Source organism: Bradyrhizobium hipponense (genome assembly GCF_008123965.1).
In the GTDB taxonomy this organism is placed as follows: Bacteria; Pseudomonadota; Alphaproteobacteria; order Rhizobiales; family Xanthobacteraceae; genus Bradyrhizobium; species Bradyrhizobium hipponense.
The window spans coordinates 43,297-64,300 of sequence record NZ_VSTH01000038.1; the positions used below are offsets into that span (position 1 = coordinate 43,297).

At 62.6% G+C, this 21,004-nt stretch carries 19 protein-coding genes and 1 pseudogene; 10 read left to right on the top strand and 10 right to left on the bottom strand.

Annotated elements, in window-relative coordinates:
• Nucleotide 1: 1 nt before the first annotated feature.
• Entirely contained in the window at nt 2–1,063 is a 1,062-nt protein-coding gene (locus FXV83_RS12080) for a heme o synthase (RefSeq protein WP_148739400.1), read from the bottom strand.
• Nucleotides 1,064–1,348: 285 nt separating this feature from the next.
• Between FXV83_RS12080 and FXV83_RS12085 the strand changes: the two genes are divergently transcribed.
• The 4 genes from FXV83_RS12085 (at nt 1,349) to FXV83_RS12100 (ending at nt 4,924) form a co-directional block, all read left to right on the top strand.
• On the top strand, nt 1,349–1,708 hold the full coding sequence (locus FXV83_RS12085; RefSeq protein ID WP_148739401.1) for a hypothetical protein: 360 nt from the start codon (nt 1,349–1,351) through the stop codon (nt 1,706–1,708).
• Nucleotides 1,675–2,979 (top strand): threonine/serine exporter family protein, encoded by a 1,305-nt coding sequence (locus FXV83_RS12090; RefSeq protein ID WP_235939440.1) that lies wholly within the window; start codon nt 1,675–1,677, stop codon nt 2,977–2,979. The genes FXV83_RS12085 and FXV83_RS12090 overlap by 34 nt, the downstream gene beginning before the upstream one ends.
• 103 nt (nt 2,980–3,082) lie before the next feature.
• The gene (locus FXV83_RS12095) at nt 3,083–4,414 is read left to right on the top strand and encodes an NAD(P)/FAD-dependent oxidoreductase (RefSeq protein ID WP_148739402.1); all 1,332 of its coding nucleotides are present in this window, start codon (nt 3,083–3,085) and stop codon (nt 4,412–4,414) included.
• 60 nt (nt 4,415–4,474) lie between these two features.
• The gene (locus FXV83_RS12100; RefSeq protein WP_210250728.1) at nt 4,475–4,924 is read left to right on the top strand and encodes a hypothetical protein; all 450 of its coding nucleotides are present in this window, start codon (nt 4,475–4,477) and stop codon (nt 4,922–4,924) included.
• A gap of 20 nt (nt 4,925–4,944) precedes the next feature.
• On the opposite strand, the gene hemA is transcribed toward FXV83_RS12100, so the two are convergent.
• The 6 genes from hemA to FXV83_RS12130 form a co-directional block, all read right to left on the bottom strand.
• The gene (gene hemA, locus FXV83_RS12105) at nt 4,945–6,171 is read right to left on the bottom strand and encodes a 5-aminolevulinate synthase (RefSeq protein ID WP_148739404.1); all 1,227 of its coding nucleotides are present in this window, start codon (nt 6,169–6,171) and stop codon (nt 4,945–4,947) included.
• Between the two features lie 115 nt (nt 6,172–6,286).
• A complete protein-coding gene (locus tag FXV83_RS12110; protein WP_148739405.1) occupies nt 6,287–7,513 on the bottom strand; it encodes a CaiB/BaiF CoA transferase family protein in 1,227 nt (408 codons plus the stop codon).
• 38 nt (nt 7,514–7,551) lie between these two features.
• Entirely contained in the window at nt 7,552–8,400 is an 849-nt protein-coding gene (locus tag FXV83_RS12115; protein WP_148739406.1) for an enoyl-CoA hydratase-related protein, read from the bottom strand.
• A gap of 55 nt (nt 8,401–8,455) precedes the next feature.
• Complete coding sequence (locus tag FXV83_RS12120; protein WP_148739407.1) at nt 8,456–9,676, bottom strand: acyl-CoA dehydrogenase family protein; 1,221 nt, start codon at nt 9,674–9,676, stop codon at nt 8,456–8,458.
• Between the two features lie 88 nt (nt 9,677–9,764).
• Complete coding sequence (locus FXV83_RS12125; RefSeq protein WP_148739408.1) at nt 9,765–10,715, bottom strand: 3-hydroxyacyl-CoA dehydrogenase NAD-binding domain-containing protein; 951 nt, start codon at nt 10,713–10,715, stop codon at nt 9,765–9,767.
• A gap of 22 nt (nt 10,716–10,737) precedes the next feature.
• Nucleotides 10,738–11,556: a 3-hydroxyacyl-CoA dehydrogenase gene (locus FXV83_RS12130; RefSeq protein ID WP_347341048.1), complete on the bottom strand. Its 819-nt coding sequence runs from the start codon at nt 11,554–11,556 to the stop codon at nt 10,738–10,740.
• A 400-nt stretch (nt 11,557–11,956) separates the two neighbouring features.
• Here FXV83_RS12130 and FXV83_RS12135 point away from each other — a divergent pair, with 400 nt between their 5' ends.
• The 3 genes from FXV83_RS12135 to FXV83_RS12145 are packed head-to-tail and all read left to right on the top strand — an operon-like array spanning nt 11,957 to nt 16,306.
• Nucleotides 11,957–13,018, top strand: coding sequence for an HlyD family secretion protein (locus tag FXV83_RS12135; protein ID WP_148739410.1), 1,062 nt, complete (start codon nt 11,957–11,959; stop codon nt 13,016–13,018).
• Nucleotides 13,015–15,345 (top strand): ABC transporter permease, encoded by a 2,331-nt coding sequence (locus FXV83_RS12140; protein WP_148739411.1) that lies wholly within the window; start codon nt 13,015–13,017, stop codon nt 15,343–15,345. Before FXV83_RS12135 ends, FXV83_RS12140 begins: the two co-directional genes overlap by 4 nt.
• Nucleotides 15,332–16,306: an HlyD family secretion protein gene (locus tag FXV83_RS12145; protein WP_148739412.1), complete on the top strand. Its 975-nt coding sequence runs from the start codon at nt 15,332–15,334 to the stop codon at nt 16,304–16,306. The genes FXV83_RS12140 and FXV83_RS12145 overlap by 14 nt, the downstream gene beginning before the upstream one ends.
• A 94-nt stretch (nt 16,307–16,400) precedes the next feature.
• Here FXV83_RS12145 and FXV83_RS43990 read toward each other — a convergent pair whose 3' ends face one another.
• The gene (locus FXV83_RS43990; protein WP_235939453.1) at nt 16,401–17,681 is read right to left on the bottom strand and encodes a 3'-5' exonuclease; all 1,281 of its coding nucleotides are present in this window, start codon (nt 17,679–17,681) and stop codon (nt 16,401–16,403) included.
• 711 nt (nt 17,682–18,392) lie between these two features.
• Nucleotides 18,393–18,656: pseudogene (locus FXV83_RS45130) on the bottom strand (hypothetical protein); the annotation flags it as partial.
• Nucleotides 18,657–18,731: 75 nt separating this feature from the next.
• Between FXV83_RS45130 and dinB the strand changes: the two are divergent.
• The 3 genes from dinB to FXV83_RS12165 are packed head-to-tail and all read left to right on the top strand — an operon-like array spanning nt 18,732 to nt 20,333.
• Nucleotides 18,732–19,835: a DNA polymerase IV gene (gene dinB / locus FXV83_RS12155; RefSeq protein ID WP_148739414.1), complete on the top strand. Its 1,104-nt coding sequence runs from the start codon at nt 18,732–18,734 to the stop codon at nt 19,833–19,835.
• Between the two features lie 7 nt (nt 19,836–19,842).
• The gene (locus tag FXV83_RS12160; RefSeq protein WP_283811706.1) at nt 19,843–19,959 is read left to right on the top strand and encodes a type II toxin-antitoxin system HigB family toxin; all 117 of its coding nucleotides are present in this window, start codon (nt 19,843–19,845) and stop codon (nt 19,957–19,959) included.
• Nucleotides 19,959–20,333: a helix-turn-helix domain-containing protein gene (locus FXV83_RS12165; RefSeq protein WP_148739415.1), complete on the top strand. Its 375-nt coding sequence runs from the start codon at nt 19,959–19,961 to the stop codon at nt 20,331–20,333. The genes FXV83_RS12160 and FXV83_RS12165 overlap by 1 nt, the downstream gene beginning before the upstream one ends.
• A gap of 141 nt (nt 20,334–20,474) precedes the next feature.
• On the opposite strand, the gene FXV83_RS12170 is transcribed toward FXV83_RS12165, so the two are convergent.
• Entirely contained in the window at nt 20,475–20,942 is a 468-nt protein-coding gene (locus tag FXV83_RS12170) for a metallophosphoesterase family protein (protein ID WP_148739416.1), read from the bottom strand.
• Between the last annotated feature and the right edge of the window lie 62 nt (nt 20,943–21,004).

Genomic DNA, 21,004 nt, shown 5'->3' on the forward strand with positions numbered 1-21,004 from the left:
GTTAGACCTCGCTGAGGTTGATGGTGCGCCACGCGGTGCGGACGGTTTCCGACAGAAGCTCGCCATGCACCGAGATGCCGAGGCCAGCATGCGAGGCACGCATGAGCGGGGATGAATTGCCGCCACGATCGACCAGGAGCGCCGCGAACAGCACGAACAAGTAGGCGATGGAAAACACGAATAGCCTGTGAGCAGAGCGGCGATCAGGCCCAAAGCTCCTGTTCAGTTGAACTGCGAGCAGAAGGAAAAGCGCTCCGCAGATGGCGGCGATCGCACCATACACCGTGCCTGCAAATCCGATCGCCCAGGGCAGCTCCGAGGCGAGAGCCAAAAGGCCGCTGTAGATCAGGATCTGGCGCGTTGTTGCAGCGCGTCCTGCGACAATCGGCAACATCGGCACGCCTGCACGGGCATAGTCATCGGCGCGGTTGAGCGCTAGCGCCCAGAAATGCGGCGGCGTCCACAGGAAGATGATGAGGAACAGCGTCAGCGGCTCCAACCCGATTTGTCCGGTTGCCGCGACCCACCCGACCACTGGCGGAAGCGCACCTGCGGCGCCGCCGATAACGATGTTATGTGGCGTCGTCCGCTTCAGCCACGCCGTGTACACGACGACATAAAAGAGAACCGTGCCGGCCAATAATGCGGCTGCCATGAGGTTCGTCGCCAAGGCGAGGACCACCACAGCAAGACCGCCAAGAACGAGGCCAAGGACAAGAGCCTCTAGCCGGGAGATCTTGCCGAGGGGAATTGGCCGCATGGCAGTGCGGCTCATGACCGCATCGATATCGGCGTCGTACCACATGTTGAGGACGCCGGCGGATCCAGCCCCGGCGGCAATGGCAAGAACCGCGGCAAGAGTGGTTAGCACATCAGGTCGAGTCGGGGCGATGCTCATTCCGACGAGCGCTGTGAAGACGGCAAGAATCATCACCCGCGGCTTCGTGAGCGCGGCGAAGTCGGATGCACGGCGATGACCGGCCTGCGGACGAGCCAAACGAGACGATGATGCAAAGCGCCCCCGTCTCTCCTCAAGCCGGACAGCGATGGATTTGACGTTCATCTCGCTGCCTCCTGGTTCTCTCAACGGTGTCGCCTCTCGCGTTCGGCTGGCCGTCGATGCGTGCAGGCAATATGCATTCGCGCCCTCGGCGGCGATTGAACGGGGCTGCTCGATTGGGGCCAATCCTGCTCAAAATTTCCTGCTGGCGAATTCCGGCCTGACGACACGCGTTGCGATCGCACGATTCAGGACAATTTGAGCACATTTCAACAAGCGCCCTGCGCCGGCTTTTTTCTAATGCAGATCATCGTTCGGATACCAGCAACGCGGCTTGGAGGACTATCGATGAAGACGTCGTCACTCTGGATGGTTGCAACTGTTTGCCTCATGGCCTCGGCGTCCGCCGCACAGGCGCGATCCGCCTATGACGGCTCCTGGGATCTCGTCTTCGTGACGCAAAGGGGCACATGCGATCCCAGCTACAACTTCACCGTCAATATTTCCGACGGCATCGTGACCCACCCCAATCTGGTGAAATTCAGAGGGTACGTCGCGAAATCCGGCTCGGTTCGAGCGTCCGTGACGGTTCATGAGAAATTCGCGTCCGGCACGGGCAGGCTTACAGCGACCACGGGCGGCGGCAGATGGAGCGGTCACACCGGAAGTGAGCGATGCTCCGGCTACTGGACTGCACAGCGCAATTGACCAATCTGAAAACGAACACGTCGTATCTCGAGCCACCGGCCTGCGAGGCGGCATTGGAGATGACCGCGCTGGCAGCCACGCTTCTGTTTGCTCACGGTCAGACCACGGAACGAACGGTTGTCGCCGCCGAGCGCCTTGCGCGCGTACTCGGCGTGGCCGTGAAGGTGCTGCCATATTGGGGCGAGCTCATTGTCAAGGTCGACAGCGCGCCCCTCTCACACATCGTTCCCGCCAAGCCACTCGGTGTCGACATGGGCAGGGTTCTTGCGGTCTCGAGCGTGATTGAACAGGTCTGCCATGGCAAACTGCCGGTCGAGGCTGCCCAATCCGCACTCGAGTCGGCCGGCCGTCTGCCACCGTCCTCAACGCCACGCTTCATCTTGTTCGCAGCCGTCGGCGCGGCATCGCTTGGCGTCATATTCGGTGCGCTCGATACGACAAGCCTTCTGCTGATCGCAGCGAGTGCCGCCATCGGTGCGCTCGCCCGCCGCTGGTTGTCCGGTTTCAGCCATAACCCGCTCATCCAGCCGCTTTGTGGCGCGCTTATCGCCGGAGTCGTGGCCGCTGCTGCCAGCCGTATCCAACTATCGGTTGCATCAACGCTGGTCGCTTTCTGTCCCTGTATGGTGCTGGTCCCCGGTCCGCATATTCTCAACGGTGCAATCGACCTTGCTCGTACGCGTATCGCGCTGGGAACTGCGCGCCTGGCCTATGCCGGCGTCATCGTGCTCCTGATCTGCGCTGGCGGCCTGTTTGGGTTCACCGCCGCCGGCGGAAACCTCGCGATAGCCGGATCGTCTCCGCCAGTTCCCCTGATCATCGACGTGATCGCGGCAGGATGCGCCGTCGCCTCCTTCGGCACGTTCTTCTCGATGCCGTCGCGCCTGCTAACGTTCCCAATCGCGGTCGGCATGCTGGCGCATGCGGCCCGCTGGGCGCTGATCTACCTCGCCGGGGGAAGTGCTCCGATGGGGGCGCTCGTCGCCTGCATGCTCGTCAGCATCCTCACGGCGCCGGTCGTCGATCGCCTGCATCTGCCCTTTGCGGCTGTCGCCTTCTCCGCCGTCGTCTCGTTGATGCCGGGCTTCTTCCTGTTCAATGCCGCGACGGGCCTTGTCGAATTGGTCTCAATCGGTCCGGACGCGCCGGCGGCTCTGCTGACCGGTATCGTCGCGAGCGGTACCACGGCATTTCTGATCATCATGGCCATGGCCTTCGGGCTGATCCTCCCGCGCATGCTGTACGAACGCCTCTCGCCCTCCCCCGTATGATGAGGCACGGCCGTTCAATGCGCCGCAGCGCCATCCAAGAACAGTCCGCACCTCCCCTGCATTATCCTGTCGGGCCGGCTGGCCCCCAAGAGTCGGTGCACCCATGACGACAGTTTTGACCAAAGCGTTCCCGCAGGAAAAGCCGCCATCAACACAAGCGGCGCGGGGCAAAAAGCGCGTCCTGATCGTCGGCGGTGGCTTTGCCGGTATCGCAGCGGCACGGGCACTGAAGCGAGCCGATGTCGACATCACGCTGATCGACCGGCGCAATCACCACATCTTTCAGCCGCTGCTGTACCAGGTCGCCACCGCTGTTCTGGCGCCATCCGAGATCGCGGCGCCGATCCGGCAGCTCGAGGCGAAACAGAAGAATCTCAGCGTGTTGCTGGCCGAGGTCAAGGGCATCAATCTCGGGGCTCGCACGGTCGAGGTCATTTGCCCAGAGATTGGCAGTCGAAAACTCGACTACGACTTCCTGGTAGTCGCCACCGGAATGCGCCCGAGCTATTTCGGTCATGACGAGTTCGCGCGGTTCGCGCCAGGCCTCAAGAGCCTCAACGACGCTGAAACCATTCGAACCAGGATCCTGAGTGCATTCGAATTGGCGGAGTCGACTGACGACCCGAAAGAACGCGCTCGCCAAATGACCTTCGTGCTGGTGGGCGGTGGCCCGACCGGCGTTGAGCTTGCCGCCTCGATCGCTCAACTGGTCACGGTGACCCTGCGCGACAATTTCCGCAAGATCGACCCTGCCAAGAGCCGAATTTTGTTACTGGACGGGGGCGCTCGCATTCTTCCGACCTTTGCAGAGTCGCTGTCACGAAAGGCTGCCAAGCGACTAACGAAGCTCGGCGTTGAAGTTTCGACGGGCGTAAAGGTCGAGAAGGTTGACGATCAGGGCGTGATCGCGGCAGGCGCCCGGATTTCCAGCGCCACCGTGCTTTGGACAGCGGGCGTCAGCGCCTCGCCTGTGGTAAAAATGCTCGGAACGACGACGGACCGCGCCGGACGCGCTTTCGTTGGCTCTTTCATGGACGTCCCCGAGGCGCCCAACGTATTTGTGGCCGGCGACGCAGCTACGATGACCCAGGATGGTCACCCCGTCCCCGGGGTGGCGCAGGCAGCCATTCAACAGGGACGATTTGTCGGGCGTGTCATCGCCAACCGTGTCAAGGGACGCAAGGACGGTCGACCGTTTCGGTACCGAAACAAAGGCAATATGGCGGTGGTCGGCAAGAATTTTGCGATCCTCGAGGCCGGACGTTTGCGCAGCAGCGGCTTTCTGACCTGGATGGTGTGGGCCGCACTACATGTGCTCGCACTGCCGCAGCTTCAGAACCGGTTCCGCGTTCAAACGCAATGGTTCTGGACTTATCTGTCCGGGCAACGGAGCTCACGGCTGATTTCCGAAGGGCCGCGGTCGTCTGGGTCATAGTCATAGTTAGGCTGAGTAATTATTACCGGTGGATTCCGCACCTGGTTGGGGACTGCATCTGTGGACGCTTCTATCATCTCCGGGCTCGCCGCCCTCATGGGAGCGGCTGTCGGTGGCTTGACGAGCGGGCTTGCGAATTGGTTGAACCATCGAAGTCAGCTCCGCGCCCAGTGGCTGCTTCACGAAAAGAGCCGCCGGCAGATCCTCTACGCGGAATTCATCGAAGATGCCTCCAAGTGCTACATAGATGCGCTCCAGCACGGTGAAGGCGACATTCCAGGTCTGATCGGTCTTTACGCCAAGTTGAGCAGGATGAGGGCCGTGTCTTCAGCGCCGGTGGTCCAGCGTGCCGACGAAGTCGCCCGAAAAATCCTCGATACCTACTTGGAGCCGGACAAGAGCTTCGTCGAGCTGCGCGAAATGGCCATCGACGGCACGATCGATCTGTTGCAAGGCTTCAGCGCTGCGTGCCACCACGAATTTGATGAGATGTGGGCTGGACAATTTTGACCCCTGTCAGCCCGGAGCGGTCACTCCGCCGCCAACGGCGATCGAGCGAATGGCAGCTCCGGTCTCCGCCAAACGTCGATCAACGCATCGAGGAGCTGGTCTATTAACGCCTGACCATGGAAAGACGTCGGCGTTATCCGAAGCCGCTCGGTTCCTTTCGGCACCGTCGGATAGTTGATCGGCTGGATATAGATCCCATGGTCGCGCAGCAGCAAGTCACTGGCCTGCTTGCAAAGGCCGGCGTCGCAGACCATCAACGGCACGATATGTGTGCTTGTCGGCATGACCGGCAGCCTCGCTGCGCTCATAACCTGCTTCAGGCGTGCCGCGCTCGCCTGCTGCAGCCGGCGTTCCTGGTCGGACGTCTTGAGATGCCGGATCGCTGCAGTCGCGGCAGAGCAAAGCGGAGGGGGAAGAGCGGTAGTAAAGATAAAGCCGGGCGCGTAGCAACGAACCGCGTCGATCAGATTGCTGCTCCCCGCGATATAACCACCAAGACATCCGAACGCCTTGGCAAGAGTTCCCTCGATCACATCGATCCGATGAATCGTGCCGTCGCGCGCCGCAATACCGGCTCCGCGCGCGCCGTACAACCCGACAGCGTGGACCTCGTCACAATAGGTCATAGCGCCGTAGCGGGTGGCCAGATCGCAAATCTGCCCAACCGGCGCAAGGTCGCCATCCATGGAATACAGGCTTTCGAAGACAATTAGCTTGGGCCTTGCGGGCTCTGCCGCAAGCAGGGGCTCAAGATCGGCAACGTCGTTGTGCTGCCCGATCTTTCTGTCAACGCCCGACTGCCTGATACCCTCAATAATTGAGTTGTGGTTCAATTCGTCCGACAGAATAAGACAGTCGCCAATGAGCCTTGCGATCGTCGAAATTCCGGCCTGATTCGACACATAGCCGGAGGTAAACACCAAACCCGCCGCCTTGCTGTGTAGGTCGGCAAGCTCGCGCTCAAGCTCGACCAGCGGTGAATTGGTGCCCGCGATGTTGCGCGTGCCACCGGCACCGGTTCCGGTGCGCGACGCGGTCTCGGACATGGCGCTGATCACATCCGGATGCTGGCTCATGCCTAAATAATCGTTCGAACACCAGATCACAATCTCTCGCGGACCGCGCGGGGAATTCCAGATAGCGTACGGACAGCGCCCTGCGATGCGTTCGATTTCGATGAAGATGCGGTAGCGCTGCTCGTCGCGCAACCGCGTCAAGGCCTTCGCAAAGACATCGTCATAGATCATGTTCGGCGGTCTTCTACGAGAATACTCTCGACCCTGGCATTGAGCTCTGCACGGCCAATGACGCGATGAACGGGCCTGCAGACCGTGAGTTTTGGTTGACTGGGGCTGCCTCGACCTATGCCGAAGGTTCCTTTGTGTTCGGAATGGCGCCGCCCGCACGCAAGCCGTCGATCTCAGAAGCGCTAAATCCGAGCTGCCGGAGAACCTCCTCGTTGTGTTCTCCAATCTTTGGGGCGCGCTTCGCGGGTACTTTGGCGACGCCGTGCACTTGAAGCGGGCTGCTGATTGTGGACGTCAGCTTGCCGCCGGCACCATTGAGCGGAACGATGATGTCGTTCGCCCGGAGCTGGGGATCATTGATCACCTCCTGCGGCCCACGTACCGCTCCGAAGGTCACGTGGACGCCATTGAACACCTCGTACCAATGTGACATCGGCTCGGAACAGAAGGTCTTGTCGAGAATCGCCGTGAGCTCCGTCATGTTCGCCATCAGCTTGGCCGGGTCGGAGAACCGCGGATCAGTCAGGAGACCGGGTCGGCCGATCGCCTTCGCCACGGCCTCCACCTTGTCGGGCGTGATGATGAGAACGAACCAGGTATCATCCTTGGCGCGGTACACGTTCATGGCCGCATTTGCGGGGTGCATACGATCATGCAGCCCGAAGAATTTCGCATCGCAGAGCGCTGCCTGGATCGAGACGCTGGCGGACCACACGCCCTCGGCGAGCAGCGAGGTCGTGACATGCGCCCCCTCCCCCGTGCGCTCGCGACGATACAGAGCGGTGACGATCGCCGAATAGAGCCCGACGGCGGTGGCGTTGTCGCCGCTGCCGGCCACCGGCCAGGTCGGCGCCGCACCGGCATCGCGGGTCATCGACAGCAATCCGCTGCGGGCCCAGTACGACGTGATATCAAAGCCGGGAAGATTCGCATCCGGTCCCTTGTCGCCGAAACCCGTGATGTCGGCGTAGATCAGCCGCGGATTCCAACCCACCACATCTTCATACTCGAGCTTCAATTTCTTGCGCGCTGGATGCGGCGTGTTGACGATGAGAACGTCGGCCCATTTGACGAGCTTCTCGAGAACCAGATGCGCGCTCGGAGATTTCAGATCGAGCGCCATGCCGCGTTTGTTGCGATTGGCCAGATGCCAGGGATAGGCATCGTCGGCGACCGGCTGCGGCGGGAGATGGTTTGCGTGCCGCCACAGCTCGCCGCTCGGCGGCTCGACCTTGATCACGTCGGCGCCGAAATCGGACAAGATCACGGCGGCGCTGGGGCCCGCGATGAAGCTCGCGAGGTCCACCACCTTCAGTCCGGAGAAAATATTGTCGTTTGCCATGGGTGTCCTTTCCAGATCCTCGTAGGGGCGGCCTTGCTTCAGCGTCCGCGAAACTGCGGCGCACGCTTCTCGAGGAAGGCGGCGGTGCCTTCCTTCTTGTCTTCGGTGGCGGCGCAAATGCCGAAGAAGGAGGCTTCCAGTGCAAGGCCTTCGCCTTGGCTCGTCTCCATCCCCTTGTTGGCGGCTTCCAGCGAGAACTTCACGGCGATCGGACCGTTGGCCATGATCTGCTTCAGGATCGTCTCGGCACGATCAATCAGGCCGGCGGGAACGACTTCGTTGACGAGGCCGATGCGATAGGCTTCCTGCGCGGAAATCGTCTCGCCCGTGAGGATCAGCTGCAACGCACGCCCCTTTCCGACCAGGCGCGGCAGGCGTTGCGTGCCGCCGCCGCCGGGCAACAGGCCCAGCTTGACCTCCGGTTGCCCGAACTTGGCGTGCTCCGCTGCGATCCTGATGGTGCAGGCCATCGCGGTCTCGCAGCCACCGCCAAGGGCAAAACCGTTGATTGCCGCGATCACGGGCTTGCCGAGATTTTCGATCAGATCCAGCACACGCTGCCCGAACCGGCTCGACTCCTCGGCGTCGTAGGCATCGACATGTGCGAGCTCACTGATGTCGGCGCCGGCGATGAACGCCTTGTCGCCCGCGCCGGTGAGGATCACGCCGCGCACCGACGCATCCGCTTTTGCGTCCTCGAACGCGGCATGCAGATCAGTCCAGGTCGGCGTATTGAGCGCGTTCAGCACTTTCGGCCGATTGACCGTGACGTACGCAATCGGCCCCTTTTTCTCGTAGAGGACGTTCGCAAGGGCCAGCGCCGCTCTGGGCACGGAGTTTGGTGCTGTTGCAGGCGAAGTGGTGAATGGTGCAGTTCCCGAAGCCATGGTCATATCTCCTGGGTAGGGCAGCCGGCGCTGATGCGCCGGCCCCGCCGAAAGGTCAGAGGAAGGCGCCGTGACCGGTGATGGCCTTGCCGACGATCAGATTCTGCATCTGATAGGTGCCTTCGTAGGAGTAGAGCGCCTCGGCATCGGCGAAGAAGCGCGCGACGTTGTAGTCGGCGACGATGCCGTTGCCGCCCAGCACCTCGCGGCCCCAGGAGACGGTCTCGCGCGATTTGGCGGTGCAGAACGCCTTCGCCAGCGCCGCGTGATGATCGCCAAGCTTGGCTTCGTCATCGAGCGTCGCTAGGCGGAGCATCAGGCACTGGCACGCGGTCAGATTGCCGAGCATCTTGGCGAGCAGATCCTGGATCATCTGGAACGAGGCGATCGGCTTGCCGAATTGCAGTCGCTCCTGGGCGTATTTGAGGGTGGCTTCATATGCGCCCATCTGGATGCCGGTCGACGCCCAGCCCACCATGTACCGCGTCATCCGCAGCACGCGCGCAGTATCGCGGAACGAGTTACCTCCCTGGAGGCGGTTCGCCTCGGGCACCCGCACGTCCTTCAGCGTGATCTGGCCGTTCTGGACCACCTTGAGCGCAATCTTGTGCTCGATCTTCTCGACGCTGAAGCCGGGCGTCGACTTGTTCTCGACGATGAAACCCTTCACCTGGTTGTCCGCGAGATCGCGCGCCCAGATGATGGAGAGATCGCACCATGGTGCGTTGCCGATCCACCGCTTCTGTCCGTTGAGAATCCAGGTATCGCCTTCGCGCTTGGCCGTCGTGGTCAGACCGCCGCTCGTTCCGGAACCGACCAGCGGCTCGGTGAGGCCGAAGCAGCCGATCTTCTCCCAGCGCGCCATCGCCGGCAGCCATTTCTGCTTTTGCTCCTCGGAGCCATCAAGATAGATCGAGCCCATGGCGAGGCCGCTGTGCACGCCGAAGAACGTGCAGAACGAGGCGTCGGTGCGCGCCAGCTCCATGGCGACGAAGCCGAACAGCTTCTGGCTCCCGCCCGCGCAGCCGTAACCCTCGAAGCCGAGCCCGCCGAGGCCGAGCTCCTTGAACGATGGCAGCAGCTCGAACGGAAACGCGTCGTCTGACCAGTACTTGTTGATGACCGGCTGAACCTTGGTCTCCATGTAGGTCCGCACCTTCTTGACGAGCGCTCTCTCGTCGGCGGTGAGAAGGTCGACCAGCTGATAGAAGTCGCCATCGGGCGCAGGCGGCGGCTTCGGAGCGGCGGTTTTGCTTGCTGGGGTTGCGGTGGGCATTTGGAATCTCTCCTCGCTGCGGCTCGGAAGCCTGAAAAGTGAAGGACCGGTTTGATTCTGATTGATCTCGTCGCCGCCGCCGATTTCGTTAGCTCGGCTTGGCCGCTTTCTTGCGCAGCTCGATCAGGCCGAGCAGAACTTCGTCGCGCTCCGCCTCCAACTCCGCGATGGTGCGCGATCCGGCCTCGGCATGGACGCTGTCGATGAGCTTCTTTTGCACGTCCGGCGTCAGCACCGGCGAGCCAAGGGTCTTCCACCAGGCTGTCATCGGGCCGGTGAACTGCTGGAAGAAGTGCTCGATGCCGCCCGGACCGCCGCCGAGATGGTTGAGCATCATGCTGCCCATGACGCCCCAGCGCAGGCCCGGCCCCCAGCTCAGGGCGGTGTCGACGTCGGCGGCGCTCACCACACCCTCTGCTACGAGGTAATAGACCTCGCGGCTCAGCGCGGCCTGCAGGCGGTTGGCGACGTGCCCTGGCATTTCCTTGTTGAGGCGCACCGTCCGTTGTCCGATCGACGTATAAAATTCCTCTGCGCGACGGATCGTGGATTCGGAGGTCTTTGCGCCGCCGACGATCTCCGTCAGCGGAATCAAGTGGGGCGGATTGAACGGATGGGCGATGACGCAGCGCTCGGGATGGGACGCGGCGCCCTTCTGGATTTCACTCATTGTGAGCCCCGACGAGCTCGATGCGATGATCACGTCCGGCGGCAACAGCTCGTCGAGCTGGCCATAGAGCTTCTGCTTGAATTCGATCCGCTCGGGCCCGTTCTCCTGGACGAGGTCGGCGCCGGCGAGTGCCTGCGCGATGTCGGGCGTGAATGTGAGGTTCGACTGCGACGCTCCGGACGACAGGCCCAATCGCTCGAGCGCCGGCCAGGCCGTCTCGACGAACTTCCTCAGCGCTGCTTCTGCGTTCGGCGCGATATCGGTCGCGACGACCTGAAGTCCCTTGGCGAGAAACAGCGAGCTCCAGCTCGCGCCGATCACGCCGGTGCCGATGATGGCGATGCGGCGAATGGGCTTGGTGTCGGTCATGTCATTCTCTCCAATGCGTTGGTCAGACTTCGGCATAGGCAATGCCGGTGAGATTGCCCTGGGCGAAGAGGAAGTTGCGCTCGCCGGATCCGTCGAGCCGCGCCGAGTAGACCGAGCCGGCGAAGTCGGTCACGAACATGCGATCGTTCGGGACGTCGAGCGCGATGCCGATGCCTTCCATGAGATGGGTCACCACGATCTCGGACTCGGCGGGCTTGTTGTCGATCGAAGCTCGATTCACCGTGTTGCCCCGCGGGGGATCGCCGCGGTCGGTCCAATAGAGAATCCGATTCGTGTGGTCGATCTCCAGATCGATCGGCTCCGGCAGACCGTCATAGAAGATCTCGATGTCGGATCTTGTGGCTGCGGTCTGGCCGGCGGGTATTTCAACATTGGCGCGGAAGATGCGGCCGAGCCCGGCATTGACGGGGCCCTTTTGCGTCCAGTAGATGTGTCCGAATTTCGGATCGATCGCCAGTCCGACGCACCATCGGGTCTGGTCCTTGCGATCGGCTTCGCTGTGCCCCGCCTCGATGAGCGTCTCCAGCTGCGAGCCGTCGAGGTTACAGCGCATGAGGCGCATGCCCTCGCGGTCGCACCAATAGAGCTTGCCGCCCTTCCTATCGAGGATGATCTGCTTCGGCGTGTGGGTGTGTCCCTGCGGGACGATTGTCTTGCGGTTCTTGCCGTCGATGTCGGCGCGCTCGATGGACCCGTCGTTCAGGTTCGGGATGCCCATGTTGGTCCAGTAGATATGGCCAGCCTCGACATCCACGACGATGCCGTCCGGAAGGTGGCAGCCGGTCACGATGGTCGTGCGTTCTGAGCCATCCGTGTTCATGGCGTGAATGCAACCAGCATTCAGCTCGAGAACGAAGAGACGAGGGAGTGAGGGGCTTGATTTCGTGACGGCTTTTGGCATGTAGCACCTGCATCCTGGCCCGACCGCGAACCGGGTCAGGTGACGCGACTATGACGCGATCGCCGTCCGTCATCTTGGACAGGAATGTCACCGCTGGAATGGGTCTGCTGCTCGATCCCCTGCGCCCCTCCAGGACAACGGGACGATCATCGATGCGAGAGCAGCAGCTTTTGACAAGTACGGCATCAAATGTCCAAGCACGGGCAACGGACAGGTTACATGGTCGGTTTTGACTCGAAAAAATCAGCGCCTCGCGATTGCGACTGGGCCTGGCAACCGAATAGAGTGGGCCATCCGGTCACGAGAAAGGGAGTCAGGCATGGACGTGCCGAGCTCTGACAAAGACATTCAAAACACACCCGACGAGCCGGCTAAGGGACAGGCGAAAATCTCGCGCAACCCGTCGCGTACTCCTTCCATCATCGTCGGTGTCGTTGCGGCTGTCGTCGTCGCGCTTTCCGCCTTCTATCTCTTGCGACCGGAACCATTGCTCGTTCAGGGCGAGGTCGATGCAACGCGGCTCGATATCGCCGCGCGTGTCGACGGACGGGTCGGCAAGATCCCCGTCGAACGTGGCCAGAACGTTGCGGCGGGCGCGGTGCTGGTCCAGATCGACAATCTGGAAACGCTCGCCAAACACGAGCAGATGAAGGCAGCCAAGGCGGTCGCGGACGCCCAGCTTGCCAACGTACTCGTCGGAACGCGGGTGGAGGTCGTCGCGGCACGGAAGGCGGAGATGGAGCGCGCCCAGGCGGCGCAGGTGCTGGCACAGAAGACGTTTGACCGTACACATACCTTGACCGAGCAAGGCAACGCGCCGCAAGCCCGGCTCGATCAGGCAACCGATGCGCTGCACGAAAGCGAACGCGCCGTCGACCAGGCCAAATCGGCCTATGAGCAGGCGGTCAATGGCTACACCAAGGAGGAGCGGGCCATTGCCAAGACCAATGTCGAAAAGGCCAGTGCTGATATCCAGAGCGTTCAATCGATCATCGACCAGCTCGTGGTTTACGCGCCCGTAGCCTCGCAGATCTATCAGCGCAATGTGGAACCCGGCGAATACGTCTCGCCGGGCGTGCCGCTGGTGACCTTGATCAATCTGGCCGACCTCTGGGTGCATTTCGATCTGCGCGAGGATCTCGTCAAAGGCCTGAAGGTCGGCGATCGCTTCGATGTCCGCATTCCGGCCCTCGGCGACCGCTCCGTCGCGGTCGAGGTCAAGCTCATCGCGACCAAGGGCGAATATGCGAGCTGGCGGGCCACGCGTGCTTCGGGTGATTTCGACCTGCGTACGTTTTCGATCCGTGCCTATCCCGTCCAGCCCGTGCCCGAGCTGCGACCGGGAATGAGCGCCTATCTGGATTGGCGGTTGCGGCCATGAGGCCGGCGCCAAAGCCCGGATTTCTGCTGGTCGCGCGACGCGAGTGCCGCTGGCTGTTTCACGATCGCGTGGCGCTTCTGCTCATCTTCGGCGTGCCGCTGTTCGCCTTCGTGGTGCTTACGACGGTGTTCAGCCATCCGGTCATTCGCGGGCTCGGCGTGACGATCGTCGACGAGGACAAGTCGGACGCCTCGCGGGCCCTGGTGGAATATGTCGCGGCGTCTCCGAGCCTGAAAATCGTCGACCGCTCGGGGACGCTGTCTACGGCGGTGCAGGACATACGTTCGGGCAGGTCGATCTCGGCCGTCTACATCCCGCCGGATTTCGAGCGCGACCTGGAGGCTGCGCGCCGCCCGCAGATCGTCGGATTTTACAACCAGCAGTTCTTGACTCCCTCCGGCATCGCATCCTCGGGTCTGAGCGATTCACTTTCCGCCGCGGCAGCCGTGGCCGCTCCCGCCAGTCGCGCGGCACCTGCGCCGGCGTCCCTGGGAGCGCTCAAGGCGGAGACCATGGCGCTCGTCAATCCGCAGAAGAACTACGCGCAGTTCCTGCTGCGCGCGCTCCTGCCGACCATCATCCACATTGTGATTACCCTTGCCGCCGGCTATTCCGTCGGCTCCGAATTCCGCCGCCGCGACGCGCGGGCCTGGCTCGAAAGTGCCGGCGGCGATCCCCTTGTCGCGCTGGCCGGCAAGCTCGCGCCGCTGTTCTGCCTCTTCATTTTGATCATGCTGGCCGAGCCGCTGTTCCTGGAGGGCGTGCTGGAGATTCCCTTCAAGGGCGACCTGCCGTTGATGATCGCTGCGGCCTCGCTGCTGATCGTCGCCTATCTGTCGCTCGGCGCCCTGCTCCAGCTTCTGGCCGGCGATCTCGCCACCGGACTCGGGCTTGCGGGCCTCATTGCCTCGCCCGCATTCGGCTATGCCGGCGTCGGCTTTCCCACCATCGGCATGAATGCCTTTGCGCAGACATGGAGCGCGATCCTGCCGCTTCGCTGGTACATGGCCGTCCTGCTGGGACAAGCCGCGCGGGGATTGCCGGTCGCGGATTCCGCTATTCCCTTCGAGGCGCTTGCGGGTTTGGCGTTGCTCTTTGCCGGCCTGGCGTGGATGCGCATGGCGAACGTCACCCGCAAGGGCTGGTTTGCAATAGCGCGGCCTGACGAGCCATCCGAAGCCATCTCCACACCGCGCGGCGTCGGCGGCGCCTTCGTGGCGGAGTGGCGGCGCGTGCTGGGAACGCGGGGCGCCTTCGCTCTGCTGTTTCTCGCTCCCCTGGTCTACGGCATCTACTATCCGCAGCCCTATCTGAACCAGATCCTTCGCAAGCTTCCGATTGCGGTCGTCGATAACGATCTCAGCGATCTCAGCCGACAGATCGTCGAGACGCTGGATGCGAGCGGCGCATTGAGCGTGACGGTTCGCGCCCGAACGCTCGCCGAGGCGCGCAGCGCGATCGATCGCGGGCAGGCCTTTGCCGCCGTCGAGATCCCGCCCGACACCGAACGCGACGTGCTCAAGGGCATCACCGCCCACATACCCGTCTATGCGGACGCAACCTATCTGTTCATCTTCAGATCGAGCGCCAGCGGGGTCGCCACCGCCATCGGAACCTTGACGTCCGAGCTCGTTTCGCGCGGCGCGCGCTCGGATGGGAGCCTCGTCAAGGCGAAGCTCGCGACGTCGAGCCCGGCCGACGTGCTGCTGCAGCCGATCTTCAACCCGGTGGGCGGCTATGCGAGCTACGTCGTTCCGGCGGCCTTCATCCTGATCCTGCAGCAGACCCTGCTGATCGGCGCGGCCATGCTGACCGGCACCGCGCTGGCGAGCGGAGGCGCAGCCTTTGCCGGCGTGCTCGGCCGCGGCATCGCGCATCTGACCGTCTACCTTCCTGCGCTCGCGCTCTACGCCATCGTGCTGCCCCGCATCTACGGTTTTTCGGCACTCGGCCATCTTCCGCAGATCCTCGCGCTCGCGAGTGTCTTTCTGCTGGCAACCAGCTTCATGGGTCAGGCCGTCGGGGCCTGGTTCACACGACCGGAGAACGCAACCATCCTGCTGCTGGCGACGAGCCTGCCGCAGTTCTTCATGGCCGGCTTCGCGTGGCCGCGCGAAGCGATTCCGGAGGTGGCCCTTGCGTTCGGCCGGCTATTCCCGGCCGACTCCGCGATCGACGGCCTCGTGCGCATCAACCAGCTCGGCGCCGGCATCTGGGAGGTTGCGCATGACTGGCTCGCATTGTGGTGCCTCGTGCTTGGCTACTTCGCGCTCGCGGTGATCTCGGCATTTGCCGTCAAGCGGAGACAGGGACATGCCCAACCTTAGACCGGCCGCCTTCGTCGCGATTCCGCTCGCGCTGGTCGCGGCGGGCGCGCTGCTCTACGTCATACGCCACTCGGCACCGCCGGCAGCCATCGTCGGCGTCGTGCGCGCGACCGAGATCAGGGTCGAGCCGGAGGTCAACGGCCAGTTGGTCTCGATCGCGGTCGAGAAGGGTGCCTCTGTGAAGGCCAGCGACGTCGTGGCGCGGCTCTCGGCGATCGAGTTGACGGCGCAGGCGGACCAGGCGCGTGCGGCACTCGCGTCCGCCGTCGCAAACCGCAACAACGTCTATGCCGGCGTCCGCCGCGAGCAGGTCGACTCGCTGAAAGCCGCCATCGACAAGGCCAGCGCCCGCCTCGACTTCGTGCAGGCCCAACTCACCAGGACCAGTACGCTGGCGCGCCAGAGCTTCGAATCCCAGCAGTCGCTCGACCAGGCCGAGAACGACGTTGCCAGCGCGCGCGCCGACGTGGCCGAGGCCCAGGCCAATTACGATGCGGCCGTGGCGGGCCCGACCCGGGAAGAGCGCGCGATCGCCGACGCGCAGGTGCAGGCCGCGGCCGCCGCTGTCACCGTGCTCGAGCGCCGCCTCGACAAGATGGTGTTGCGCGCGTCGGCCGACGGCGTGGTCAGCGTCATCGCCGCCGAGGTCGGCGAAAATGTTCGCGCGGGCCAGCCGATCCTGATGGTCGAGGTTGCGGGCAGGCAATGGCTCTCATTCAACGTACGTGAGGACCATCTCGATCGTCTCGCGATGGGAGAAACAGCGACCGTGATGCGGAACGGCGCCAATAGCGCGACCAAGGCGGTCATCACCGAGCTGCGGCCGCTCGGCGTGTTTGCCACCTGGCAGGCAGAGCGGGTGATTGGCGATCATGACCGCAACACGCTGCGCCTGCGCCTCGACCCGCAGGGGGAGGCGGCAGGCCTTGAGCCGGGCATGACCGTCTGGATCGTGAAGTAGCACCGAGCGTCGAAATCCGCATTCAGACCGCAGACGCAACATCACGGTCTCGCAGGTTTGCATCCAGAAAAAACTCGTTTTCAAGGATTCGTTCTTAGACCGACTTTGCGGCAAAACCGTTAGGAAGCAGTGATCGTGCCTGCTCGGCGTCTATGCTGTCTTCGCGCTTCTTATTGATTAAATTCAACAGATGGGCCGCTGCCCTCGCGTCAGATAGTGCTCGATGGTGATTCTCGAGCTCGATCCCGTAGATCGCGCATAATTTCCCGAGCCCGTACGATTTATGCCCGGGATATCGACGCCGCATTCCCACGCAAGTGCACAGCTTCGGAAAGCGGAAGCGCCGTTCGAGCCGTTCGTATTCGTAAGACAGGAAAACGTAGTCGAAGTTCACGTTGTGGGCGACGAAGATGCCGTCGCCCATGAACGCCATAAAACTGTCGGCCACTTCGTGGAACATAGGCGCGTCCCGGACCATCTCGTTGGTGATGCCGGTCAGTTCGACGATCTTCGCGGGGATCGGCCGCTGCGGATTGACGAGAGAGTGCCACTCGTCGACCACCTGATGGTTACGCACCTTGACCGCTCCGATTTCAGTGATGCGATCACCGGACGACCAGGCTCCCGTGGTCTCGATGTCGACAACTACGTAGTCCTGCTCAGGGTCGAACCGATAGTCCACGCGACCGATCTGGGCCGGGATGCCGGCGTTCTCCAGTTGGCCTAGACGGGTTAGTTGGTTACGGCGTATGGCGTCGCCTTCCGTCTTGACCTCGACGAATGACACCTTGCCGTCGCGCACGTGCATCAGGTCGGGGAAGCCGTCCCGCATGCCGCGGAAATCGTCGCACATCGCCCGAACAATCTCAGCCAAGCCGTCCGCGCCGGCGCCTTCGAGCAAGGCACGCAATGCGTCCATCTGCACGTGGTCCCAAGCGAAGATTCCGTTGGGCCGGCCCCATCTGGCGGTCACAGTGCGCAAGACAATCGGAAGCGCATTACCGGATCTGACCTCCGCGAGCTTGCCGTCGATCTGCGAGGCGAACCGCCGATAGAAGGTCCGGTCGCGAAGGCAATGAGGGACCCAGTCGAAACCGCTGTGAAGCTGACCGGATTCGAAGAGCTCATCCCAGAACAGCAGCCCGAACAGCGTGTGCCACAGCGTGTTCTCGGCGAAGTAGACCTGCCCGCCCTGGCGCCGCAGTATGCCGGCGACGCCCGCCTCGAGATTCCCGCGATGTAGGTCGTCGACGACGATCGTCCGTCCCGATCGCAGCAACTCGGTGCACAGACCCGTCCTCCGGCCGCCAAACTTGCGCGCGTAGAAATCCGTCGCGAAGAGGTGCTCGTCGTCGCCTTCGGGATCGTCGATCATGTCCCGCAGCAGGCTCTCAGCCGTCTCCTTATCGCCGTTCGCGTAGAGCAACCGGACGAGGCGCTCGCGGCAATCGCCCGAGCCGCCGAAACGATAGAGCCTTTCGGCCAGATCCTCGTCGCCTTGCTTCTCGAAGAACTGGCCGACCTGGCACGCGGCGCGGGCCGCAAGGTCGGCGGCGTATTCGGTTGTCCGCGAGGGTCCGTCCAGGATCGCCGCAGCCGCCGCTTGGTAGATGTCGGCGGAGCGGACCTCGATACGGTCCAGCACCCGACTGTAGTGAAAGCACGCATACGCTTCGTCGGCGTCGGCAAAGCGCGCGCTGAACGACGTCTCCCTGTTCGTGCGCAGGACGCCGAGATCGCGCAGAGCGAAGTTCTTGAGGTCGTCGGCCGTCTTCCCGAAGTAGAGATACAGCAGGAATTCGATCGGCCGCGTGTTGTCGAGCGCTATGAAGCCGCCGGCGCCGCAATGCCTCGCGGCAAGATCGAACGGGATCGCGGCGACGAAGAAGTCGGCCAGCACCGGCTTCGACCACGAAGTACGGATGTCACGGCCGAACCCCGCAGCACGGGCGCCGTCGAGAAGTGCGGTCTTCGGCAAGCAAAGGACGAAAGCGGAGTAGTCCTCAGCGCGCAGCCCGCGCGCCTGGCCACAGTCGATCAAGTCACGCGCCGCAGCTTCGAGGTCGGTGATCTCGGGATATTTGAAGAGTGCGCGATTGAAGATCGCCCCTCGCCGGTTGACCATTCGGATGAGCAGACACTGCGTGTCCTTCGAAAGGACGCGAAAGCGCGAGGTGAACGAGCGGTGCTCGTCGGTGAGGATCTCGCCATACGTCCTCTCGACGAAGTCGAGCATTTCGACGAAATGGTCGAGATAATAGTAGACCGGCAACGTGGTAGGCTTCATTTGACGCGCGCCGGGTTCCCAACTGTTTGGGTCAACGAATCTGTCCTCAACGACCAGCCGCATACGGTTTTATCGTTCCTTTTTTGTTCTGATAGCTCTATTTGTCAAGGCGGAGCGGCGAAGGACGGACCCGTAGAGATGGACGCACCGGCCCAAGGCCGCCCCGACGCCGGCCTTTCCCACCGCAAGATCATCCACATCGACATGGACGCCTTCTACGCGTCGGTCGAGCAGCGGGACAATCCGGACTTGCGGGGCAAGCCGGTCGCGGTCGGCGGCTCGGCGGAACGCGGCGTGGTAGCGGCGGCAAGCTACGAGGCCCGCAAGTTCGGAGTCCGCTCTGCGATGGCGTCCGTCACCGCCAAGAGGCAGTGTCCGGACCTGATCTTCGTGAAACCGCGCTTCGAGGTCTACAAGGCGATCAGCCGGCAAATCCGCGACATCTTCGCGGAGCACACGCCGATCATCGAACCGCTGTCGCTGGACGAGGCCTATCTCGACGTCACCGAAAACCTGCAGGGCATCCCCCTCGCCCGCGACTTCGCCCTGCGGATCCGCGAGAAGATCAAGGCCGAGACGGGCCTCAACGCTTCGGCCGGCATCAGCTACAACAAGTTTCTGGCGAAGCGCGCTTCGGATCACAGGAAGCCGAACGGCCAGTACGTCATCTCTCCGGAGACGGGGGCCGCATTCGTGGAGTCGCTGCCGGTCGACAAATTCCACGGCATCGGACCGGCGACGAGCGCGAAGATGAACGGCCTCGGCATCTTCACCGGAATGGACATCCGCAACCAGACGCTCGAATTCATGAACGCAAACTTCGGCAAGTCCGGCGCCTATTACTACTGGATCTCGCGCGGCGTCGACGATCGTCCCGTCCGCGCCAACCGCATCCGCAAGTCCATCGGCGCCGAGAACACGTTCTCGGTGGACCTCACGACATTCGACGCGATGGCGGCCGAGCTCCGGCCACTGATCGACAAGGTCTGGCGCCACTGTGAGAGCACCGGCAACCGGGGACGGACCGTGACGCTCAAGGTCAAGTTCTTCGATTTCGAGATCATCACCCGCAGCAGGTCCGTCGTGACGCCGGTTCCGAGCCGGGACGATCTCGAAAGCCTAGCCGTCGGCCTGCTGCAGGCCGAGATGCCGATGCCTAAGTCCGTGCGGCTACTGGGGGTCTCGCTTTCATCGCTGCAGGCTAGTGATCTAGCCGAGCCGCAGCTGGATCTGCCGATCTGAGGCCATTATCAAGGCCAATGACTACCGCCTGATCGCCATGGTTCAATATCGTGATGGCGTGTTGATGATCCGCTTTTTCGGCAGTTATGAAGACTATGACAAGGTGGACGCGGAGACGGTGTGATGAAGGCAACATTGATAATTATTCAGAACCAGGCCGATCATGAGGCGGCCAAGGCGCTTGTCGGCAAGCTGATGAAATCTAACGAGGCTGTTGATCGAGCGCGCATGGTAGCGCAGGCTCGCCTGATCGAGGCGTATGAACGCGCGCGCTGGCCGCGCAAAGCGCCGCCGTTGCCCGATTTGCTGACCTATCTGGTGGAGCAACATGGTTTGACGCGCGCTGATCTTGTGCCGCTTCTGGGCACTGCGAGTCGCGTCAGTCAGGTCATGTCCGGCAAGCGCGAATTGAGCATGACGATGGTGAAGCGTCTGCGCGAACGTTTCCATATTCCGGCGGATTTGCTGATTTCCGCGAGCGGAAGTGTTGCGGCTTAGGTCAATCGGGACCATGACTTTCGATAGGGGGCGTACTTTGCCCGGCATCTATCCGCATCCATCGGTCCGCGATTGGCTCGACGCCCAGGCGGCCGAAACGGCGCCGAAAGTTTCGCCTGACTGGACGTGCCGCGGCGCGGCCTATCCGACTTCAAGATCGTGGATGATCGGTTTCAGTCCGTCGAGCGTGATTTCGAGGGTCGCAAGCGTGATCGGTAGCTTGAAGCGTCGGCGCCCTGCACTTCCTGGGTTCACATAAAGCAAGCCGTCTACGGTGTTGATCTTCGGCACATGGGAGTGGCCGGAAACAATGACATCGATGCCCTCAGCTACGGGATCGACCTGCATGGTGTTGAGGTCGTGCAGAACGTAGAACTGCCGTCCGGCGAGCCGTACGAACTCAGTCTCGGCAAATTCGGTAGCCCACTCGCCAGTATCCACGTTTCCTCTGATTGCCGTGACGGGGGCAATTCTCCGCAGCGCGGTGATGATCTCAGGATCGCCGATGTCGCCGCCGTGAATGATGTGGTCGACATGGGCCAGCGCCCGCAGCGCCTCCGGTCTGAGAAGGCCGTGCGTATCCGAGATGATGCCGATGGTGAAGGTCATCGAAGCGTCCGGTTGAAGCACTTTATCGCGCGTTGGGCCGCGGCTTCCTGATGCACCGCGGT